Source organism: Pseudomonas sp. MS646 (assembly GCF_036693845.1).
Taxonomy (GTDB): Bacteria; Pseudomonadota; Gammaproteobacteria; order Pseudomonadales; family Pseudomonadaceae; genus Aquipseudomonas; species Aquipseudomonas chlororaphis_E.
In genome coordinates this window covers 1543804-1564231 of the sequence record NZ_CP144763.1, presented here as the reverse complement: position 1 = coordinate 1564231, position 20428 = coordinate 1543804, and the positions used below count along the sequence as shown (strand labels likewise).

General features: G+C 63.3%; 18 protein-coding genes, 1 pseudogene and 1 riboswitch. Of the genes and pseudogenes, 15 read left to right on the top strand and 4 right to left on the bottom strand.

Annotation, left to right across the window (positions count from 1 at the left end; translation table 11 throughout):
- Positions 1-19: 19 nt before the first annotated feature.
- Positions 20-1411 (bottom strand): sensor histidine kinase, encoded by a 1392-nt coding sequence (locus V3H56_RS06950; RefSeq protein WP_042732114.1) that lies wholly within the window; start codon positions 1409-1411, stop codon positions 20-22.
- Entirely contained in the window at positions 1404-2075 is a 672-nt protein-coding gene (locus V3H56_RS06945; protein ID WP_042732115.1) for a response regulator, read from the bottom strand. Before V3H56_RS06945 ends, V3H56_RS06950 begins: the two co-directional genes overlap by 8 nt.
- Here V3H56_RS06945 and V3H56_RS06940 point away from each other — a divergent pair.
- The 5 genes from V3H56_RS06940 to V3H56_RS06920 are packed head-to-tail and all read left to right on the top strand — an operon-like array spanning position 2074 to position 6563.
- Positions 2074-2523, top strand: a complete 450-nt coding sequence (locus V3H56_RS06940; protein ID WP_338474384.1) for a hypothetical protein — start codon at positions 2074-2076, stop codon at positions 2521-2523. The two genes, V3H56_RS06945 and V3H56_RS06940, sit on opposite strands and share 2 nt — an antisense overlap.
- Complete coding sequence (locus tag V3H56_RS06935) at positions 2523-3500, top strand: tripartite tricarboxylate transporter substrate binding protein (protein ID WP_042732116.1); 978 nt, start codon at positions 2523-2525, stop codon at positions 3498-3500. Before V3H56_RS06940 ends, V3H56_RS06935 begins: the two co-directional genes overlap by 1 nt.
- 55 nt (positions 3501-3555) lie before the next feature.
- Positions 3556-4017, top strand: coding sequence for a tripartite tricarboxylate transporter TctB family protein (locus V3H56_RS06930; RefSeq protein ID WP_042732117.1), 462 nt, complete (start codon positions 3556-3558; stop codon positions 4015-4017).
- 1 nt (position 4018) lies between these two features.
- Positions 4019-5533, top strand: coding sequence for a tripartite tricarboxylate transporter permease (locus V3H56_RS06925; protein ID WP_047739245.1), 1515 nt, complete (start codon positions 4019-4021; stop codon positions 5531-5533).
- On the top strand, positions 5526-6563 hold the full coding sequence (locus tag V3H56_RS06920; protein WP_338474383.1) for an AbrB family transcriptional regulator: 1038 nt from the start codon (positions 5526-5528) through the stop codon (positions 6561-6563). Before V3H56_RS06925 ends, V3H56_RS06920 begins: the two co-directional genes overlap by 8 nt.
- A gap of 57 nt (positions 6564-6620) precedes the next feature.
- On the opposite strand, the gene ung is transcribed toward V3H56_RS06920, so the two are convergent.
- The gene (ung, locus tag V3H56_RS06915; protein ID WP_161796124.1) at positions 6621-7316 is read right to left on the bottom strand and encodes a uracil-DNA glycosylase; all 696 of its coding nucleotides are present in this window, start codon (positions 7314-7316) and stop codon (positions 6621-6623) included.
- Between the two features lie 128 nt (positions 7317-7444).
- Between ung and V3H56_RS06910 the strand changes: the two genes are divergently transcribed.
- Entirely contained in the window at positions 7445-8557 is a 1113-nt protein-coding gene (locus tag V3H56_RS06910; protein WP_338474382.1) for an enoyl-CoA hydratase/isomerase family protein, read from the top strand.
- Positions 8558-8652: 95 nt separating this feature from the next.
- Here the strand turns inward: V3H56_RS06910 and V3H56_RS06905 are convergent, their stop codons facing one another.
- Positions 8653-9048 carry a hypothetical protein gene (locus V3H56_RS06905; protein ID WP_080922149.1) on the bottom strand — a complete coding sequence of 132 codons (396 nt, stop codon included), beginning with the start codon at positions 9046-9048 and terminating at the stop codon, positions 8653-8655.
- A gap of 303 nt (positions 9049-9351) precedes the next feature.
- Positions 9352-9453: riboswitch (guanidine-I (ykkC/yxkD leader) on the top strand.
- A gap of 60 nt (positions 9454-9513) precedes the next feature.
- Between V3H56_RS06905 and V3H56_RS06900 the strand changes: the two genes are divergently transcribed.
- The 9 genes and pseudogenes from V3H56_RS06900 to V3H56_RS06860 all read left to right on the top strand — a co-directional run bounded on the left by V3H56_RS06900 (position 9514) and on the right by V3H56_RS06860 (position 20411).
- Positions 9514-10581: a putative urea ABC transporter substrate-binding protein gene (locus V3H56_RS06900; protein WP_042731926.1), complete on the top strand. Its 1068-nt coding sequence runs from the start codon at positions 9514-9516 to the stop codon at positions 10579-10581.
- Between the two features lie 15 nt (positions 10582-10596).
- On the top strand, positions 10597-11412 hold the full coding sequence (locus V3H56_RS06895) for an ABC transporter permease (protein WP_042731927.1): 816 nt from the start codon (positions 10597-10599) through the stop codon (positions 11410-11412).
- A complete protein-coding gene (locus tag V3H56_RS06890; protein WP_042731928.1) occupies positions 11409-12197 on the top strand; it encodes an ABC transporter ATP-binding protein in 789 nt (262 codons plus the stop codon). The genes V3H56_RS06895 and V3H56_RS06890 overlap by 4 nt, the downstream gene beginning before the upstream one ends.
- 13 nt (positions 12198-12210) lie before the next feature.
- Positions 12211-12936 (top strand): urea amidolyase associated protein UAAP1, encoded by a 726-nt coding sequence (locus V3H56_RS06885; protein ID WP_123579516.1) that lies wholly within the window; start codon positions 12211-12213, stop codon positions 12934-12936.
- Between the two features lie 11 nt (positions 12937-12947).
- Positions 12948-13589, top strand: coding sequence for an urea amidolyase associated protein UAAP2 (locus V3H56_RS06880; protein WP_042732480.1), 642 nt, complete (start codon positions 12948-12950; stop codon positions 13587-13589).
- 300 nt (positions 13590-13889) lie between these two features.
- Positions 13890-17531, top strand: a complete 3642-nt coding sequence (gene uca / locus V3H56_RS06875; protein ID WP_212803484.1) for an urea carboxylase — start codon at positions 13890-13892, stop codon at positions 17529-17531.
- 22 nt (positions 17532-17553) lie between these two features.
- Positions 17554-19332, top strand: coding sequence for an allophanate hydrolase (atzF, locus tag V3H56_RS06870; protein ID WP_338474381.1), 1779 nt, complete (start codon positions 17554-17556; stop codon positions 19330-19332).
- A 250-nt stretch (positions 19333-19582) separates the two neighbouring features.
- Positions 19583-20200 (top strand): annotated as a pseudogene (locus V3H56_RS06865) (GGDEF domain-containing protein); the annotation flags it as partial.
- Entirely contained in the window at positions 20193-20411 is a 219-nt protein-coding gene (locus V3H56_RS06860) for a cysteine-rich CWC family protein (RefSeq protein WP_338474380.1), read from the top strand. The pseudogene V3H56_RS06865 and the gene V3H56_RS06860, both read left to right, overlap by 8 nt.
- The last annotated feature ends 17 nt before the right edge of the window (positions 20412-20428 follow it).

Genomic DNA, 20428 nt, shown 5'->3' with positions numbered 1-20428 from the left:
GCGCCGAAGCGCATTGGAATCAGTCCGAGCCCGGTACAAAACTCACCCGCACCTTCAGCCCCCGCTCCTGCCCATCGTGCAGGGTGATCTGCGCCAAGTGAGCGCGGCAGATCTCACCGACGATCGCCAACCCCAGGCCGGACCCGGCCACTTGCTGGTTGCGACGATAGAAGCGCTCGAACACCCGATCGCGCTCGTGCAGGGGAATGCCAGGGCCGTCGTCCTCAACTTCCAGCACCGCCGGCGCGGTGACCCGCAGGATCACGTTGCCGCCCGATGGGGTATGCGCCAGGGCGTTATCCACCAGGTTGCTCAGCAACTCGTTGAGCAAGGTCGGCTCGCCCCGCAGCCACACCGGCTCATCGGCTTCCAGCGCCAACGCCACACCCCGGGCATGGGCCAGCGGCGCCATGGCCATGCCCAGCTCCCGGGCCAGCTGACTCATGTCGAGCAACTGCGCGCCGCCCTCGGCGATGGCGCGGGCGCCGTTTTCGACGCGGGCCATGGACAACAGCTGATTCGCCAGATGGGTCAAGCGGTCGGTGCCTTGGGCGGCGGTTTCCAAGGTTTCACGCCAGGTCGCCGGCTCACTGGCGCGCAAGCCCAGCTCCAGGCGGGCCTTGAGCGCGGCCAACGGTGTGCGCAGTTCATGGGCGGCATCGGCAATGAATTGCGCCTGGCGCTCGAACTGCCCGCGCAGCCGCTCGGTGAAGTGGTTGAGGGCCCGCACCAGGGGCCAGAGCTCATGCTGGACTTCCACCAGCGGCAGCGGACGCAAATCGTCCGGCTGGCGCTCCTCCACCGCCGTACGCAAGCGCTCCAGTGGACGCAATGCGGCACTGACCGCGAACCACACCAGCAGCAACGCCCCCACGGCCAGCATCCCGAGGCGCAGCAAGGTGTCGGCCATCAGGCTGCGGGCCATGCTGACCCGCGCCTCTTCGGTCTCCGCAACGCGAATCTCCGCCATGCCGTTCATGTTCGGCTCGCTCACGGCTTTGAGCAGGCTCACCACCCGCACGTTCTGGCCCTGGTAACTGGCGTTGTAGAAGCGCGCCAGGGCCGGGTAATCGTCGGTGCGTGGCGTACCGGGCGGCGGGCCGGGAAGGTTTTCATAGCCGGAGATCAACTGCTTGTTGATGTCATTGACCTGGTAATAAATGCGCCCGGCGCTGTCATAGGCGAAGGTGTCCAGGGCCACATAGGGCACGTCTGCGCTCAGGCTGCCATCGCGCTGGGAAAGCCCCGCGGCGATGGTTCGGGCCGAGGCCAGCAGCGTGCGGTCATAGGCGGTATCCGCGGCTTCGCGACCGTTCCAGTAGGCGCTCAGGCCGCTGGCGAGCATCAGCACCACCAACAGCAATGCGAGGTTCCAGAGCAACCGCCAGCGCAGGCTGTCGGGCTTATGCATCGCGGTTTTCCAGCAGGTAGCCCAGGCCACGGAACGTCACGATGGCGACGGCATGGCCATCGAGTTTCTTGCGCAGCCGGTGGACGTAGATCTCGATGGCATCCGCACTGGCTTCTTCGTCCAGGCCAAATACCTGGGCGGCCAACTGCTCCTTGCTCATCACCCGCCCCGGCCGGGCGATCAACGCCTCCAGCACCGCCTGCTCGCGGGATGTCAGCGTCAGCAGTTCATCGTCGAGGGTGAAACGACGGGTGTCCAGGTCATACACCAGCCCACCACAGCGCTGTTGGCGTTCGCCGCCCAGGACACTGCGCCGCAACAGCGCCTTGACCCGGGCCTCCAGCTCGGTCAGTTCAAAGGGCTTGGCCAGGTAATCGTCGGCCCCCAGGTTCAGGCCATGGACACGATCCTTGACGTCGCTGCGGGCGGTGAGCATCAGCACCGGCAGGGTCTTGCCGCGAGCCCGCAGGCGCGCCAGCACTTCGAAACCGTCCATGCGCGGCAGCCCGACATCGAGGACGGCCACGGCGTACTCCTCGCTGCTCAAGGCCAGGTCTGCGGCCACGCCATCGTGCAGCACATCGACGGTCAAACCGGTGCTCTTGAGCGCCTGGGCAACGCTTTCGGCAAGCTGCAGATGGTCTTCGACGAGCAGAACACGCATGGGTTATTCCTCGATTCAGGGATGGCCGACGCCATTCTTTGGCGCGGAGTTTACAGCCGCAACGCCCACTGTGAAGCCAAAAAACAGCCTGAAAGGTATTGAAAGGTTAGCGAAAGGTTGGGCCGTTAGAGTCCCGGGACGGACAGTTTCGACTGCCGGTCGCGATGCGGATCGCGAACGAAAAACGCCTCGAAGCGTTTTCGCCGATAAGAACAATAAAAGCGGAGTGTTCATCATGCTGTCCATGCAGCGTCAGGCCACCGTGCCAGCCCACCTTTCCCGCTTCCAACAGACCGTCCTGGCCAGCTTCACTGCTGCCCGGCCTGCCGTTGTTCCATCGCGCCCCTCCCTGCCACGACCTGTGTCGGCCATCCTCGATGAGCAAGGCAAGGAGCCGGAATCGCCCCCTTCGTACCACACACAACAACAACTCCTGTGGAGACAATAATGAGCCTATCACTGCGTAAAGTCGTCCTGGCCGCCGGCTGCCTGATGTTCGCCGGGCAGTTGCTCGCCGAACCCAAGCGCCCCGAATGCATCGCACCGGCCTCCCCCGGCGGCGGTTTCGACCTGACGTGCAAGCTTGCGCAAAGCGCACTGGTCAACCAGAAGCTGCTGACCAAGCCGATGCGCGTCACCTACATGCCCGGTGGCGTTGGCGCGGTGGCCTATAACGCCGTGGTCGCCCAGCGCCCGGCGGACGCCGGCACCCTGGTGGCCTGGTCCAGCGGCTCGCTGTTGAACCTGGCCCAGGGCAAGTTCGGTCGCTTCGACGAAAGCGCCGTGCGTTGGCTGGCCGCCGTCGGTACCAGCTATGGCGCCATCGCAGTGAAGAGTGATTCGCCCTACAAGACCCTCGATGATCTGGTACAAGCCCTGAAGAAAGATCCAGGCTCAGTGGTCATCGGCTCCGGCGGCACCGTGGGCAGCCAGGACTGGATGCAGACCGCACTCATCGCCAAGGCCGCCGGGATCAACCCTCGCGACCTGCGCTATGTGGCCCTCGAAGGCGGCGGTGAAATCGCTACTGCCCTGCTCGGCGGGCACATCCAGGTCGGCAGTACCGACATCTCCGACTCCATGCCCCATATCCAGAGCGGTGACATGCGCCTGCTGGCCGTGTTCGCCGAAAAACGCATCGACGAGCCGGAAATGAAAGACATCCCGACCGCCAAGGAACAAGGCTACGACATCGTCTGGCCGGTGGTGCGCGGCTTCTACCTCGGGCCAAAGGTCAGCGACGAAGATTACGCCTGGTGGAAAGACGCCTTCGACAAGCTGCTGGCCTCCGAAGAGTTCGCCAAGCTGCGAGACCAGCGCGAGTTGTTCCCGTTCGCCATGACCGGCCAGGAACTGGACACCTACGTGAAGAAGCAAGTCGCCGATTACAAGGTGCTGGCCAAAGAGTTCGGCCTGATCCAGTAACCGTCTCTGTTCGCGCGGCGGCGTCGGCTACCCCGACGCTGCCCAGGAGTTAGTCATGCTCACCCTTCAACGTATTTTTGCGGCGGTGCTGTTGCTGGCCTGTGTTGGCCTGGCACTGATGGCCTGGCCTTACCAGGCGGCTTTTTCTTATGAACCCGTTGGCCCACGCGCCTTTCCCCTGCTGATGCTTGGGCTGATGGGCCTGGCTTTGTTGTACATGCTGTTTCGTCCCGCACCGGTCATACACAGCGACGAAGACCCGCAACTGGACCGCGAAACCCTGCAGAAAATCGGCATCTGCATAGCACTGCTGCTGGTGTTCGCCGGCACCTTCGAACCTTTGGGCTTCATCCTCGCCAGCATTTTGGTCGGAGTGCCGATGGCACGCCTGTATGGCGGCCGTTGGGTGCCGAGCGTGGTGATCATCAGCCTGATGGCCATTGGTCTGTATCTGTTGTTCGACAAGCTGATGGACGTCCCCCTGCCCCTCGGCCTGCTCGACGTCCTGGAGAATTGATATGGATACCCTGAATTATCTCGGCCAGGGTTTTGGCGTGGCACTGACGCCTTACAACCTCGTCACCGCATTGACCGGCACCTTGATCGGCACCGTGGTCGGTTTGTTGCCGGGTCTGGGCCCGATCAATGGCGTGGCACTGCTGATCCCGATTGCATTCGCCCTTGGGCTGCCGCCGGAGTCGGCGCTTATCCTGTTGGCCGCCGTGTACCTGGGTTGCGAATATGGCGGGCGCATCAGCTCGATCCTGCTCAACATCCCGGGCGAAGCCTCCACCGTGATGACCACCCTCGACGGCTACCCGATGGCGCGCCAAGGCCTGGCCGGAGTGGCGTTGTCACTGTCGGCGTGGAGTTCGTTCATCGGTGCGTTCATCGCCACCTGCGGCATGGTCCTGTTTGCCCCGCTGCTGGCCAAATGGGCAATTGCCTTCGGACCGGCGGAGTATTTCGTCCTGATGGTGTTCGCCATCGTCTGCCTGGGTGGCATGGCCGGCGACCGTCCCCTCAAAACGTTTATCGCAGCGCTGATCGGCCTGTTCCTGTCCAGTGTCGGGATCGATGCCAACAGCGGCGTGTACCGCTTCACCGGTGACAACATCCACCTGACCGACGGGATCCAGTTCGTCGTGCTGGTGCTCGGCCTGTTTTCCATCAGCGAGATCCTGTTGCTGTTGGAGAAAACCCACCGCGGCCAGGAAGCGGTGAAAGCCACCGGGCGGATGATGTTCAACTTCAAGGAAGCGGCATCGGTATTTGTCGTGAACCTGCGTTGCGGCCTACTCGGTTTCATCATGGGCGTGTTGCCGGGCGCCGGCGCGACCCTCGCCAGTGCCGTGGCCTACATGACCGAGAAGCGCATCGCCGGTGCCAGCGGCACGTTCGGCCAGGGCGACAAGCGTGGCCTCGCCGCGCCAGAAACCGCCATCGGTGGCGCAGCCTGCGGTGCGCTGGTGCCGATGCTGACCCTCGGCGTTCCCGGTTCGGGCACCACGGCGGTGATGATCGGCGCGCTGTCGCTGTACAACATCACCCCTGGCCCGTTGCTGTTCCAGCAACAGCCGGACATCGTCTGGGGCCTGATCGCGTCGTTGTTCATCGCCAACGTCATGCTGGTGATCCTCAACATCCCGATGATCCGCGTGTTCACCCGCATCCTGGCGGTACCGAACTGGGCGCTGGTACCGGTCATCGCCATCATCACCGGCATCGGTGTCTATGCGGTGCACGCCACCACGTTCGACCTGTTCCTGATGATCGGCATCGGCATCTTCGGCTACATCCTGCGCAAGCTGGACTTCCCGCTGTCACCGGTGCTGCTGGGCTTTATCCTGGGCGGCCTGATGGAGCAGAACCTGCGGCGTGCGTTGTCGATTTCCAATGGCGCACTGGAGATCCTCTGGTCGAGCCCGATCACCTTCGGTTGCTGGATCCTGACGGCGATCATGCTGTTCATGCCATTGTTGCGGATCTGGCGTCGTCGCGCCGCCCAACGACGTGCCCTGGCCAATGTCTGAGGCGACTTTTAGACAATGGTGGGGAACACCGCTGGTCGGCCTGGCCGGCGGTTACCTGGCCAGCCTGGTTGGCTGGCCCTTGCCCTGGATGGTCGGCTCGTTGCTGGCGATCATCCTGGTGCGCTGCCTGACACCCTGGCAGTTGAAGGAAATCCCCGGCGGCCGCAAATGCGGCCAATGGGTAGTGGGTATCGGAATCGGCCTGCACTTCACGCCCCTGGTGATGGAGCAGGTCCTGGGCCACTTCGGCCTGATTTTTTTTGGCGCGCTGATCACCAGCGTGTCCAGCGGGGTGAGTGTCTGGCTGATGCGCCGCACCGGCGAGGACCGCGCCACCGCTTTCTTTTCCAGCATGCCGGGCGGCTCCGGCGAAATGGTCAACCTTGGCGCCCGTAACGGCGCCGATCTGAGCCGCGTCGCCGCGGGCCAGAGCTTGCGGGTGCTGGTGGTGGTGCTGTGCGTGCCCGCAGCATTCAAGTACCTGTTGGGCGAAGGCTCCCCGGTACAACACGCCACGACCGTGGACTGGCTCTGGTTGGCGCTGCTGTTTCCAGCCGGCGCCCTGCTCGCCTGGATCTGGGAGCGCCTGCGCCAACCCAACCCGTGGCTGTTCGGGCCGCTGCTGGTGAGCGCGGCAGTGAGCATCGGCTGGGACCTGCACATCGGCTTGCCCCACGGCGCCAGCCAGATTGGCCAATGGCTGATCGGCAGCGGCCTGGGTTGTCATTTCAACCGACAGTTCTTCCGGCGGGCGCCGTCGTTCATGGGCCGCACCCTGATCGGCACCGTGTTGACGATGCTGATCGCCAGCCTCGCGGCCCTGGGCCTGAGCACACTGACCCACCTGGACCTGCGCTCACTGACCCTCGGCATGATGCCCGGCGGCATCGCGGAAATGAGCTTGACGGCGGAGACGCTGCAATTGTCGGTGCCGTTGGTGACGGCGTTGCAGGTCATGCGACTGTTGTTCGTGCTGTTTCTGGCAGAACCGTTGTTCCGTTACTGGATACGGCGCCAGGGGCAGGGCTGATTGTCTGCGGTGTTTTCTTCGCGAGCCTGCTGGCGAACAGGCCCCGAGGACGAACACTCAGACCGGCGGCAATCGCCAGTCGATCGGCGCCTCGCCGTGCTGTTCGAGGAACTTGTTGGTGCGGCTGAAATGTCCGCACCCCAGGAACCCCCGGTACGCCGATAACGGCGACGGATGCACCGAGGTCAGCACCAGGTGCTTGGTCGCGTCGATCAGTTTCTGCTTGCTTTGCGCATGGGCACCCCACAGCAGGAACACCAGGTGCGGCTGGTGCTCGCTGACCACTTCGATGACCCGGTCGGTAAAATGCTGCCAACCCTTGCCCGCGTGGGCGTTGGCATTGGCGCGCTCCACGGTCATGGTGGTGTTAAGCAGCAGCACCCCTTGGTCGGCCCAGCTTTGCAGGTAGCCGTGGTTGGGAATGTCGATGTTCAGGTCGCGCTTCAATTCCTTATAGATGTTCACCAGCGACGGCGGCGTCGGCACGCCCGGCTGCACCGAGAAGCACAAGCCGTGGGCCTGGCCCGGGCCGTGGTACGGGTCCTGGCCGAGGATGACCACCTTGACCTTGTCCAGCGGCGTGGAGTTGAGGGCGTTGAAGATCAGCGATGCCGGTGGGTAGATCTCCTTGCCCGCGGCGTACTCCCGACGCAGGAATTCGCGCAACTCTGCCATGTAGGGCTGGTCGAACTCGGCACGCAGTGCCTGCTTCCAGCTCGGTTCGAGTTTGATACGGTCATCAGCAGTCATGATTGCACCCGGTAGAAACAATGGGCGCACCCTAGGAAAGCCTACATGGCTTGTCAATTGATCTGACACAGAACCGGCACTTTCCCACGCAACGGTCATACTGAACATTCAAATTTCGGATCGAGGTCACGATGAATCTGCACTTCGAAGAACTGACGGGTATCACAGGAGCGCGCATCGGCGTCGCCACCCTGGATGCCGAAAAAACCCTGAACGCCCTGTCCCTGCCGATGATCAACGCCCTGCGTGACCGTCTCGATGCCTGGGCCAGAGAACCGCAAATCGTCTGCGTGCTGCTGCGTGGCAACGGCGCCAAGGCCTTCTGCGCCGGCGGTGAAGTCCGCAGCCTGGTGGAGGCCTGCCGGGCCAGTCCCGGTGAAGTGCCGCCGCTGGCGGCGCAATTCTTCGCGGCGGAATACCGGCTGGACTTCAACCTGCACACCTACCCCAAACCTCTGCTGTGCTGGGGACATGGCTACGTATTGGGCGGCGGCATGGGCCTGCTGCAAGGCGCCAGCACGCGCATCGTCACGCCCAGCAGTCGCTTGGCGATGCCCGAAATCAGCATCGGCTTGTACCCGGACGTCGGCGCCAGTTGGTTCCTGTCGCGCCTGCCGGGCAAGCTCGGCTTGTTCCTCGGCCTGACCGGCGCCCACCTGAACGCTCGGGATGCCCTCGACCTGGGCCTGGCCGACCGTTTCCTGTTGGACGAACAACAGGACGACCTGATCGAAGGCTTGTTGCAGCTCAACTGGCAGGAACAGACCCAGATGCAGCTCAACAGCCTGTTCAAGGCCTTGCAGCAGGAAGCCATCGCGCAACTGCCCGAAGCCCAATGGCTGCCGCGCCGGCAGAAAATCGATGAGTGGCTGGACGTCAGCGATGTGCGCTGCGCCTGGAAAGCACTGAGCCTGCTGGTGGACCACCAGGACCCGCTGATCGCTCGGGCAGCCCGGACAATGACTGAAGGTTCGCCCCTGACCGCGCACCTGGTCTGGGAGCAGATCCTCCGCGCCCGACACCTGTCATTGGCCGGTGTGTTCCGAATGGAATACACCTTGAGCCTCAACTGCTGCCGCCATCCGGAATTCAGCGAAGGCGTACGGGCACGGCTGATCGACAAGGATCACAAGCCCCATTGGCACTGGCCGGACATCAACCATATTCCGGAAGCCGTGGTGCAAGCGCATTTCCACAAGGCTTGGGAAGGTCGGCACCCGTTGGCGGACTTGTCCAACGAATAGGCGTTGAACGAGCCCTGTCAGTGCGGGCCACAACGTGGGTGTAAGCCAGGCAAAAAAAAGCGGCGCTCGATGCGCCGCTTCTTATTGCCAGGGGATCAGCGGTGGCCGCCTCTGCCTCGTCCGTCATGATCACCGCGTCCTCGATGATCATGTCCACCTCGATCGTCATTCCAGCCGCCCCGGTCGCGACCGCCCCAGCCATCCCAGCCGCCCCGGTTCGGATAAGGCCGGTAGGCGGCCCGCGGTGGCGCGTAGTAGCGCGGACCTTGTTGATAGTAGCGCGGGGCCGAATAGTAGCGCGGCGCCGGTTGGTAATACCGCGGGGCGTAATAGCCACGTGGGGCCGAATAATAACCTGCGCCCCCGTAGTAGACCGGCGCGGGTGAAGTGTAGACCTCTGAACGGTAGTAGCTCGAGTCTCCGTCGTAGTAGGGCACGCAGGCCGAAAGAGTCAAACCGAGAAACGCAAGGAGCAGCAGTCGTCGATACATGGCGGCCTCCTGGACCGCGAATGGGCCACATCAGCGACGCTGATGGGCGGCAGTCATATTTGGGTGACTGACGAATATTCAGACAGCAAAATCGGAATCTGGTGCGATATGGCAACAACTGGAAACATGTCCCTCGTCGCCCTCTTCCGGTGCGCGGCAGCACCACAAGCAAGCACAAATCCGCCCTCGCCCCTCCTTCCCCAACACCTGCCGTCTCTGGCCCGGGCCTTTGCCGGAGTTGGCACGTCTCTCGCTTTAACAAACCCGTGCAGGAGTCATCACAGGTTCGCGGCACCACAATTTGCAATGGCTGACTAGGGTTCCGGCTCGCTTCTGGCGAGTGGCTGGTCCGAGAGTTGGCGACCTCCAGTTGAGGTTACACGGCGGGACAAAAGCCCGGGAGACAAGCCACCGTTCGCGGTGCCGCGTTGCTCCTGTCCGCCCTTGATCAACTGGAGAACCACCATGCTCAAGCTTCGTCTGTCCGCCTTGCTCCTCGCCGCCCTTTCGGCCCTCGTGAGCTTTTCATCCGCTGCCGCACAAAAAGACCACTTCAGCGTCTGCTGGACCATTTACGCCGGCTGGATGCCCTGGGAATACGCCGGCAGCCAAGGCATCGTCGACAAATGGGCAAAAAAGTACGGCATCAAGATCGATGTCGTGCAGCTCAACGATTACGTTGAATCCATCAATCAGTACACCGCCGGTCAGTTCGACGGCTGCACCATGACCAACATGGACGCCCTGACCATTCCCGCGGCCGGTGGCGTGGACAGCACCGCGCTGATCGTCAGCGATTTCTCCAACGGCAACGACGGCATCGTCCTTAAGGGCGAGGGCAAGAAAGTGGCCGATCTCAAGGGCATGGACGTCAACCTGGTGGAACTGTCAGTGTCCCATTACCTGCTGGCCCGCGCCCTGGACTCCGTCGGCCTCGCCGAAAAAGACCTGAAAGTCGTCAACACCTCCGACGCCGACATCTCCGCCGCGTTCAACACCGATCAGGTCAAGGCCGTCACCACCTGGAACCCGATGCTCTCGGACATCAAGGCCCAGCCAGGCGTCAGTGAAGTGTTCAACTCCAGCCAGATTCCCGGCGAGATCATGGACATGATGGTGGTCAATACCCAGACCTTGCAGGACAACCCGGCCCTGGGCAAAGCGTTGACCGGCGCCTGGTTTGAAGTGGTGGCGCTGATGAATGCGAAAAACGCAGCCAGCCAGGCCGCGTTGGAACACATGGCCAAAGCCTCGGGCACCGACCTCAAAGGTTTCCAGGCGCAACTGGACACCACCAAGTTGTTCGCCACCCCCAAAGAAGCGCTCAACTTCGCCACCAGCGAACAACTGCCCGCCACCATGGGCAAGGTGGCCGAGTTCTCCTTTCAGCACGGCTTGTTGGGCGAAGGCGCCAAGGACACGAACGCGGTCGGCATGACGTTCGCCAATGGCGTGACCCGCGGCGACAAGGCCAACCTCAAGCTGCGCTTTGACCCGACCTACGTACAGCTGGCCGCCGACGCCAAGCTGTAAACCGGAGGACCTGGCATGCGCCTGATCAACCGCTACCCGGATCGCCCCAGCCGCTTGTTGCTGGTGATCCTGCCTTTCGCGCTGGTGTTGTTCGCCTACTTCATGGGCTCGGCCGAACGGTTGACGGACAATCCCAACGACAAACTGCTACCCAGCGCCGTGCAAATGGCCGATGCGGTCAAGCGCCTGGCCTTCACCGCTGACGCCCGCAGCGGCGAGTACCTGCTCTGGCAAGACACCGGCTCAAGCCTGCGCCGGTTAGTCATCGGCCTGGGCATCAGTGCCCTGGCCGGGCTGTGCCTGGGCATGGCCGCCGGCACGTTGCCGCTATTGGGCGCGCCGTTATCGCCGCTGCTCACCGTGGTGTCGATGGTGCCGCCGCTGGCTATCCTGCCGATCCTGTTCATCGTCTTCGGGCTGGGAGAGTTGTCCAAAGTGATGCTGATCGTGATTGGCATCACCCCGAGCCTGGCCCGGGACCTGGAACAGCGCGCCCGGGAAATCCCCTCCGAGCTGCTGATCAAGGCCCAGACCCTCGGCGCCTCGACCTGGACCCTGATGCTGCGGGTGGTGCTGCCGCAATTACTGCCACGCCTGTTGATTTCCCTGCGACTGATGCTCGGTTCGGCCTGGCTGTTTCTGATCGCCGCCGAAGCCATCGCCTCCACCGATGGGCTGGGCTATCGGATTTTCCTGGTGCGCCGTTACCTGGCGATGGACGTGATCTTGCCGTACGTGGTGTGGATCACCCTGCTCGCCTGGCTGATGGACTGGGGCCTCAAGCGCCTGACCCGGCAGGCGTTCCCCTGGTATGAGGGGGCGAAGGCATGAGCTTCATTACGGTGAACAACGTCTGGCAACAGTACGGCGACCAGGTGGTACTGGAGCGCTTGAACCTGAACGTCGCCGAGGGTGAGTTCTGCACATTGGTGGGGGCCTCGGGTTGCGGCAAGTCGACCTTCCTGCGATTGCTACTGGGCCAGGAGTGCGCCAGTCGTGGACAGATTCTCCTGGACGACGCCCCCTTGTCCGGCGAGCCGGATATGAGCCGGGGCGTGGTGTTCCAGCGCTACTCGGTGTTCCCGCACCTGAGCGTGCTGGACAACGTCGCCCTGGGCCTGGAGTTGCCGCGCTCGCCGCTGCTGGGCCGTCTGTTCGGCAGCGCCAAGCGCCAGGCCCGGGAAGAAGCCGCACAGTTGCTGGACAAGGTCGGACTCGGCCATGCGCGGGATAAATACCCGGCGCAACTGTCCGGGGGGATGCAGCAGCGACTGGCCATCGCCCAGGCACTGATCATGAAGCCGCGCGTCCTGCTGCTGGACGAACCCTTCGGCGCCCTCGACCCGGGCATTCGCAAGGACATGCATGCCTTGTTGCTGGAGCTGTGGCGCGAAACCCGGCTGACCGTGTTCATGGTCACCCATGACCTGAGCGAAGGTTTCAGCCTCGGCACGCGCCTGCTGGTGTTCGACAAAGTCCGTGTCGATCCCCACGCCCCTGGCGCCTATGGCGCACGCATCACCTACGACATTCCATTGAACAGCGACCGCCGCACCGCCCGTGCCGCCGTCGACGCCCTGCCCGCCGAACTGGCCGGCACATTGCGTATCGCTTGAAAGGAGTTTTTCCATGACCGATTCGACCCGCTTGTTTACACCCTTCGCCGAAGAACTGCTGCCCGGCGGCGGCCACCGTTCGTTCGTGCTCAAGCGCGGCCAACTGCTGCGCCTGACCGATCTGCGCGGCGGGGCCAATGTGAGCCTGACGCTACTCAATGCCAACGAGAAAACCGAACGCCTGAACCTGCCTGACAGCCTCAAATGCCAACACACCGCCAAACTCACCGCCGGCCACTGCCTCTACTCGGACATGGGCCGGGTACTGGCGGCAATCACCGCCGACACCTGCGGCTGGAGCGACAGCCTGGGCGGTGTGCTCTGCGCCGAGGAAGTCGCGCAAAAGTACGGTCAGGGGCGCTATCAGGAACTGCGCAACGGCTTCTTTCGCAACGGCACCGACAACCTGTTGGTGGAACTGGGCAAATGGGGTCTGGGCCTATCCGACCTGTTGATGACCCTCAACCTGTTCAGCCGGGTCAACGTCGATGAGGCCGGCCACTTTCACTTCGTCGAAGGCCATTCCAAGGCCGGCGACTACATCGAGCTGTACGCACCGATGGACACCCTGGTGGTGCTGACCGCGCTGCAACACCCGATGGACCCGAACCCGCAATACGCCCCGCAACCGCTCAAGCTCAGCTGGATGAACGCCGATGCCAGCGTCGCCGAGCACTGCCGCCTTTCGCGCCCGGAAAACCAGCGCGGCTTCATCAACACCGACCGCCTGTTCGCCTGAGGATCGCTGCCATGTCACTCGCCATCGCCACCGCACACAAACAACCCGATACCGCCGTCTACCGTGCCACGATTCCCGCCGGGGAACCCTGGCTGGTGGAGGTCAAGGCAGGCCAGACCCTACGCATCCTCGACCTGGAAGGTAACCAGGCAGTCGATACGCTGTTCTACAGCCTGGCCAACCCCAAGGAGCGCTACGACGTGCAGCGCACCCTGCGCCGGCAAAACAGCGTTTATTTGAGCACCGGCAGCGTGCTGTATTCCAACCTCGGCCACCCGATGCTGACCATCGTCGAGGACACCTGTGGACGCCACGACACCCTCGGCGGCGCTTGCGCCCAGGAAAGCAACACCGTGCGCTACGCCCTGGAAAAACGCTACATGCACAGTTGCCGTGACAATTATCTGCGGGCCTGCGCCCACGATGGTCGCCTGGGCAAGGGCGATATCGGGCCGAACATCAACTTTTTCATGAACGTGCCGGTCACCGCCGACGGCGGCCTGACCTTCGAAGACGGGATCTCGGCGCCAGGCAAATACGTCGACCTGCGGGCCGAGATGGATGTGATCGTGCTGATCTCCAACTGCCCGCAACTGAATAACCCCTGCAACGCCTACAACCCCACGCCAGCGGAGCTTTTGATATGGAACTGAAACTCACCTGCCTGCGTCGCTGGCTGTTCACGCTGTGCCAGAGCCGATCGGGGCAATGCATCAAACAGCACTGACACCCAAAACCTCATGTGGGAGCGGGCTTGCTCGCGAAAGCGGTACGACAGTGACATTGATGTTGACTGACTCACCGATTTCGCGAGCAAACCCGCCCCCACAGGGGTCAGCGGTGTTTGTAAGATTGATTATTTCGCTCACGGGGACGACCCCGGTGGCCATCGACAACTGCGGGACGGCCCGCATCCCAGTTCAGGCAGCACGCATGCCTGAGGGGGCAATGCCATGTTCGAAAAAATCCTGATCGCCAACCGTGGAGCCATCGCTTGCCGCATCCTGCGGACCTTGGGCGAACTGAAGGTCCAAGGCGTGGCGGTGTATTCCCAAGCCGATGCCGCCAGCCTGCATATCTTGCAGGCCGACGAAGCCCACAGCCTGGGCGAAGGCGCGGCGGCCAATACGTATCTGGCGGTGGACAAGCTTCTGGCGATTGCCAAAAGCAGCGGCGCGACAGCGATTCATCCCGGCTACGGCTTCCTCTCGGAAAACGCAGCCTTCGCCGAAGCCTGCGAAGCTGCCGGTATCGCCTTCATTGGTCCGACACCAGAACAACTGCGTGTGTTCGGCCTCAAGCACACCGCCCGCGACCTGGCGCGACAGCACGGCGTGCCTCTGCTCAAAGGCACCGAACTGCTCGACAGCCTCGACGCCGCACTGTTGGCCGGCACCCGGATCGGTTATCCGGTCATGCTCAAAAGTACCGCCGGCGGCGGCGGAATCGGCATGCGCGTGTGCCGCAGTGCCGCCGAACTGAGCGAATCCTTCGAAGCGGTCAAGCGCCTGGGCCAGAACAACTTCAGCGACGCCGGAGTGTTCATCGAGAAATACATCGAGAAGGCCCGGCACCTGGAGGTCCAGGTGTTCGGCGACGGCCAGGGCCAGGTGATCGCCCTGGGCGTGCGCGACTGCTCGGTGCAGCGACGCAACCAGAAAGTCATCGAGGAAACGCCGGCCCCCAACCTGCCCGAAGGCATGGCCGACGAACTCTGCGCAGCGGCGATCCAACTGGCCCAGGCCGTGAACTACCGCAGCGCCGGCACCGTGGAGTTCGTCTTCGACAGCGATGCGGGGCGCTTCTATTTCCTGGAAGTGAACACCCGCCTGCAAGTGGAGCACGGTGTCACCGAGCAGGTGTGGGGCGTGGACCTGGTGCGTTGGATGGTGCAACTGGCAGCCGGAGACCTGCCACCACTGAAAGCGTTGAGCGAGGGTTTAAAAGCCGAGGGCCACGCGATCCAGGCTCGCTTGTATGCCGAGGATCCAGGTCGGGACTTCCAGCCAAGCCCGGGGCTACTGACCGCCGTGAAATTCCCCGAGGCCGATGGCAAACAGCTACGCATCGACACCTGGGTCGAGGCTGGTTGCCAGATCCCGCCCTACTTCGACCCGATGATCGCCAAGGTCATTCGCTGGGCTCCAACCCGCGAGCAGGCCCGCCTGGGCTTGCACCAAGCGCTGGACGAAAGCCAGCTGTACGGCGTCGAAACCAATCGCGACTACCTGCAACAGATTCTCCTCGATGCACCGTTTGCCAACGGCCAGCCCTGGACCCGCTGCCTGGAGACGTTGGTCTACCGTGCCAACACCGTTGAAGTGCTCAGCCCCGGCACCCAGACCAGCGTCCAGGACTATCCCGGCCGCCTCGGTTACTGGGCAGTGGGGGTGCCGCCGTCAGGACCGATGGACAGCCGTTCGTTGCGCCTGGGCAATCGCCTGCTGGGCAATGAAGAAGGTGCGGCGGCATTGGAAATCACCATGAACGGGCCACTGCTGCGTTTCAACTGCGATGCCCGGGTGGCGGTGACCGGTGCGGTGATTGCCCTCACACTCGACGGTGAAGCCGTACCGATGAACACGCCGTTGTCGATCACTGCCGGCTCCACCCTCGCCATCGGCAACATTTCCGGCGCCGGGGCGCGCAGCTACCTGTGCCTGCAGGGTGGCGTACAAGTGCCGGATTACCTGGGCAGTAAAAGCACCTTTACCCTCGGTCAGTTCGGCGGCCATGGCGGACGGGCGTTGTGTACCGGCGACGTGTTGCATCTGGTGCCGCTGGATGAGCAAGCGACGCTGCCGCCAACGAGCGCACCGATCCTGGAACTGCCGAGCGTGCGCCAGATCCGCGTGATCTACGGCCCGCACGGCGCGCCCGAATATTTCACCGAGCGCTACATCCAGACGTTCTTCGACACCGCCTGGGAAGTGCACTTCAACTCCAGCCGCACCGGCGTCCGACTGATCGGGCCGAAACCTGAATGGGTTCGCGCCGACGGTGGCGAGGCCGGGCTGCACCCTTCCAATATCCATGACAACCCCTACGCCATCGGCGCCGTGGACTTCACCGGCGACATGCCGGTCATCCTCGGCCCCGACGGCCCGAGCCTGGGCGGTTTTGTCTGTCCGGTGACGGTGATCGAAGCGGATCTCTGGCAGTTGGGGCAACTCAAGGCGGGGGACAAGGTGCGATTCGTGCCGGTGGATATATCGACCGCGCGCTCACTGGCCCTGAAATGGGCTCCCTGTGGGGGCGAGCTTGCTCGCGATAGCGGTCTGTCGGATACATCAATGCTGAATGTGCCATCGCCTTCGCGAGCAAGCTCGCTCCCACAGGGGATCGTGTCGCCTGTGGTGTTGGATATCGGGCAGGACGATACCCGCCTGGTCGCTCGCTTGGCTGGCGACACTCATCTGTTGCTGGAAATCGGCGCCCCCGAACTGGACCTGGTGCTGCGCTTTCGCGCCCATGCCTTGATGCAGGCGTTGGAACACAAACAATTGCACGGGGTGATCGACCTGACGCCGGGCATTCGTTCGCTTCAAGTGCACTATCAACCCGAACAACTGCCCCTGGCCGATCTACTGAGCCTCGTCGCCGGTGAGTGGGACGCCGTGTGCGCCGCGCAGGACTTGCAAGTGCCGTCGCGCATCGTTCACCTGCCGCTGTCCTGGGATGACCCGGCCTGTCAGCTGGCCATCGAGAAATACATGACCACGGTGCGCAAGGACGCGCCCTGGTGCCCGAGCAACCTGGAGTTCATTCGACGCATCAACGACCTGCCCAACCTCGACGAAGTGCAACGCACAGTGTTTGACGCCAGCTATCTGGTGATGGGCCTGGGGGACGTCTACCTCGGCGCACCGGTCGCCACACCGCTCGACCCACGCCATCGACTGGTGACCACCAAATACAACCCGGCCCGGACCTGGACCGCGGAAAACTCGGTGGGCATCGGCGGCGCCTACCTGTGCGTGTACGGCATGGAAGGGCCGGGCGGCTATCAGTTCGTCGGGCGCACGTTGCAGATGTGGAATCGTTATCGGGACGTCGCCGCATTCGACGGCAAGCCCTGGTTGCTGCGGTTCTTCGATCAGATCCGCTTCTACCCGGTCAGCGCCGATGAGCTGCTGAACATCCGCCGCGAATTCCCCCTGGGCCGCTTCGACCTGAAGATCGAGCACAGCCAGCTCAACCTCGCCGACTACCAGCGTTTCCTGCTGCAGGAAGCCGACAGCATCGCCACGTTCCGCCGCCAGCAACAAGGTGCCTTCGATGCCGAGCGCGAGCGTTGGATCGCCAGTGGCCAGGCGCACTTTGACAGTGAAGAACCGCCCATCGCGCCGAGCGAAGATTCGCTGCTGACCGAAGGTCAACTGAGCGTCGACAGCCACATCGCCGGTAACCTCTGGCAGGTCCAGGTGCAGGTTGGCGCTCGGGTCGCCGTCGGCGATGTGCTGGTCATCCTGGAGTCGATGAAGATGGAAATCCCGCTGCTTGCGCCCTCGGCCGGCGTGGTGCGCGAGGTGCGCGTCCAGGCCGGTTCGGCGGTGCGCGCCGGACAGCGCGTCGTGGTGCTGGAACGTGACTGAACTCAATCAAAGGATTAAGACCATGAACCTTTCGCTTCGCTTGGACGACCTGCGCGATGCCTATCGCAGCGGCGAACTGACGCCGCGCAAATTGCTGTTGGAACTGCGCCAAAAAGCCGCGGCGCTGAACCCGGACTATCACGTGTTCATCCACCTGCTGACGGTCGAGGAACTGGAGCCCTACCTGGCCGCATTGGAAAGCCGCGACCTGGAGAGCCTGCCGCTGTATGGGGTGCCGTTTGCCATCAAGGACAACATCGACCTGGCCGGCATTCCGACCACGGCAGCCTGCCCGGCGTTTGCCTATGTGCCGCCGCGCTCGGCGACCATTGTCGAGCAGTTGCTGGCACTGGGCGCGATCCCCCTGGGCAAGACCAACCTCGACCAGTTCGCCACCGGGCTCAATGGCACCCGCTCGCCCTACGGCGCCTGCCGCAACAGCGTGTTGCCCGACTATCCGGCAGGCGGTTCGAGCGCCGGCTCGTCGCTGGCCGTAGCCCTGGGCCTGGCAAGTTTTGCCTTGGGCACCGATACCGCCGGCTCCGGTCGGGTGCCCGCCGCGCTGAACAACCTGGTGGGATTGAAAGCCACCCTGGGATTGATCTCCACGGCGGGCGTGGTCCCGGCCTGTCGCACACTGGACTGCGTCACCACCTTCACGGCGACGGCCAGGGAAGCCAGCCAGCTATTGGCGCTGACAGCCCGCCCAGACCCGCGTGACGACTACAGCCGCCACAACCCGCAGTGGAACGATGGCTCTGCGTTCGGCGTGCCTCGGCGCTTTCGTTTCGGTGTGCCGCGCCAGCAAGACCTGGCGTTTTTCGGTTGCCCTGAAGGTCCGCAACTGTTTCAGGAAGTCGTCAAACGACTCGAACGCCTGGGCGGCGAAGCCGTGGAACTGGACCTGTCGCCGTTCCTGGAAGCCGCACGGCTGCTTTATGAAGGTCCGTGGGTAGCCGAGCGCTACAGCGTCGCCGGCCCATTGATGGAGCGCGAGCCCGACGCCGTGCTGCCCGTCATTCGTGCCGTGCTGGCGAAAGCGCCTACGGTAGATGGCGTACAGACCTTCCGCGCCCGGTACCGTCTGCAAGCGCTCAAAGCCCAATGCGACCGAGCCATGGACGCGCTTGACTGCGTACTCACACCGACCATCGGCCGGCCAGTGACCCTCGCCGAACTGGCCGCCGAACCGGTACTGCGCAACTCGGAACTGGGTTATTACACCAATTTCATGAACCTGCTGGACTACGCCGCCGTCGCCGTCCCCAGCGCGTTCATGGCCAACGGCTTGCCCTGGGGCGTGACGCTGTTCGGTCGAGCCTTCACCGATCAGTACCTCTTGAGCCTGGCCGATGCCTTGCAGCGTCAACAGGACAAGACGTTGCCCGTTGCCGTCCACCCGGCGCGCCACGACCGGGCGCGGCTGGTCGTGTGCGGCGCACACCTGGACGGGTTGGCGCTGAACTGGCAGCTCAGGCAACGCGGCGCCCGGCTGATCGAGGCCACCCAAAGCTCGCCAGACTACCGCCTGCATGCCTTGCCCGGCGGCCCACCCTCGCGCCCCGGCATGGTTCGGGTTCGTGAAGGCGGCGTGGCGATCGAGGTCGAAGTCTGGGAGCTGCCGAGCAGTGAACTGGGCTCGTTCCTGACTGGCATTCCCGCCCCGTTGGGACTGGGCAAGGTGCAACTGGCCGATGGGCGCTGGGAAAACGGATTCATCTGTGAGTCGTATGGTTTGGAGGGCGCTCAGGACATCAGCCATCTGGGGGGATGGCGGGCTTATCTAACTACCCTTGAGTAAACAGTACCTGTGGCGAGGGGATTTATCCCCTCGCCACAATCTTGCAAACCGGCAAAATCGACTGTCTTTTCCCACAAGGCCACTAAACTGACTTCATTGGGTCTGCGCCAAGGGAATCGCCATGTCGCTCCGTTCGCCGTTGTATTCCCTGTGCAAGCCGCTGCTGGCGGTGGTGGCGCTGCTCGGTACTGGCTTCCTGATCATTACGTTGCTGGGCTATTACGCAGCCCAGGCCTCGATACGCGAGCACATTCTCAGGACGCTGTACCTGAACCTGCTGATCGGCGTGCTCGTGACACTGGCGGTCCTGACCATTGTTTATCGGCTGATCAACGACTACCAGCAACGCATCGACGCCCAGGCCACCCTCGACAGCCTGACCGAATTGCCAAACCGCCGTGGCTTCGATCTGCTGGCCGTGCAAGCCCTGCACGAAGCCCAGCGTGAGCCCAGACCCTTGACGGCGCTGCTGGTGGAACTGGACGACTTCAAGCGACTGGACACCACTCACGGTCATATCGCCACCGATCAACTGTTGACCGGGTTCGCCCGCAGCCTGACTGAGAGCCTGCGGCATTCAGACATCGTCTGTCGCTGGAGCACCGATGCCTTTGTCGTCCTGCTCAAGGACACCGATGGACAGACCGGTCTGAAAATCGCTGAGAAAATTCGTCAGCACATGGAAAAACAGCGCTATTTCTGCAGCGGGAAACAATTGCTGGTCACGGTCAGCATCGGACTGACCACGGTGCAGGACGAAGACACCTTGCACAGCCTGCTGTCCCGGACCGATCATGCACTGCAACGCGCCCGGCAAACCGGCCGCAATCGAACCTGTGTGGAAATGCCTCACTCCAGTTATGAATAAACCCGACCTTTGCCCTGCCTGCGGTGGCAGCAACGACTGCTCGCTGGCCGATCCGAGAACCGTCGATCGGGCCTGCTGGTGTTTTGGCGTAAGCATCGACCCGGCCGTGCTCGAAGCGCTGCCGGCAGCGCTGCGTGATCAATCCTGCCTGTGCCCACGCTGTGCACAGGTTGAAGCCCAACTGCACGCCAAGCCCCGGCCGATCGCGTAAGATGCGCGCCCTCTTCC

Coding starts and splice junctions, on each gene's coding strand:
- V3H56_RS06950 (WP_042732114.1), bottom strand. CDS start 1,411: ATGCATAAGCCCGACAGCCTGCGCTGGCGGTTGCTCTGGAACCTCGCA.
- V3H56_RS06940 (WP_338474384.1), top strand. CDS start 2,074: ATGGGTTATTCCTCGATTCAGGGATGGCCGACGCCATTCTTTGGCGCG.
- V3H56_RS06945 (WP_042732115.1), bottom strand. CDS start 2,075: ATGCGTGTTCTGCTCGTCGAAGACCATCTGCAGCTTGCCGAAAGCGTT.
- V3H56_RS06935 (WP_042732116.1), top strand. CDS start 2,523: ATGAGCCTATCACTGCGTAAAGTCGTCCTGGCCGCCGGCTGCCTGATG.
- V3H56_RS06930 (WP_042732117.1), top strand. CDS start 3,556: ATGCTCACCCTTCAACGTATTTTTGCGGCGGTGCTGTTGCTGGCCTGT.
- V3H56_RS06925 (WP_047739245.1), top strand. CDS start 4,019: ATGGATACCCTGAATTATCTCGGCCAGGGTTTTGGCGTGGCACTGACG.
- V3H56_RS06920 (WP_338474383.1), top strand. CDS start 5,526: ATGTCTGAGGCGACTTTTAGACAATGGTGGGGAACACCGCTGGTCGGC.
- V3H56_RS06910 (WP_338474382.1), top strand. CDS start 7,445: ATGAATCTGCACTTCGAAGAACTGACGGGTATCACAGGAGCGCGCATC.
- V3H56_RS06905 (WP_080922149.1), bottom strand. CDS start 9,048: ATGTATCGACGACTGCTGCTCCTTGCGTTTCTCGGTTTGACTCTTTCG.
- V3H56_RS06900 (WP_042731926.1), top strand. CDS start 9,514: ATGCTCAAGCTTCGTCTGTCCGCCTTGCTCCTCGCCGCCCTTTCGGCC.
- V3H56_RS06895 (WP_042731927.1), top strand. CDS start 10,597: ATGCGCCTGATCAACCGCTACCCGGATCGCCCCAGCCGCTTGTTGCTG.
- V3H56_RS06890 (WP_042731928.1), top strand. CDS start 11,409: ATGAGCTTCATTACGGTGAACAACGTCTGGCAACAGTACGGCGACCAG.
- V3H56_RS06885 (WP_123579516.1), top strand. CDS start 12,211: ATGACCGATTCGACCCGCTTGTTTACACCCTTCGCCGAAGAACTGCTG.
- V3H56_RS06880 (WP_042732480.1), top strand. CDS start 12,948: ATGTCACTCGCCATCGCCACCGCACACAAACAACCCGATACCGCCGTC.
- uca (WP_212803484.1), top strand. CDS start 13,890: ATGTTCGAAAAAATCCTGATCGCCAACCGTGGAGCCATCGCTTGCCGC.
- atzF (WP_338474381.1), top strand. CDS start 17,554: ATGAACCTTTCGCTTCGCTTGGACGACCTGCGCGATGCCTATCGCAGC.
- V3H56_RS06860 (WP_338474380.1), top strand. CDS start 20,193: ATGAATAAACCCGACCTTTGCCCTGCCTGCGGTGGCAGCAACGACTGC.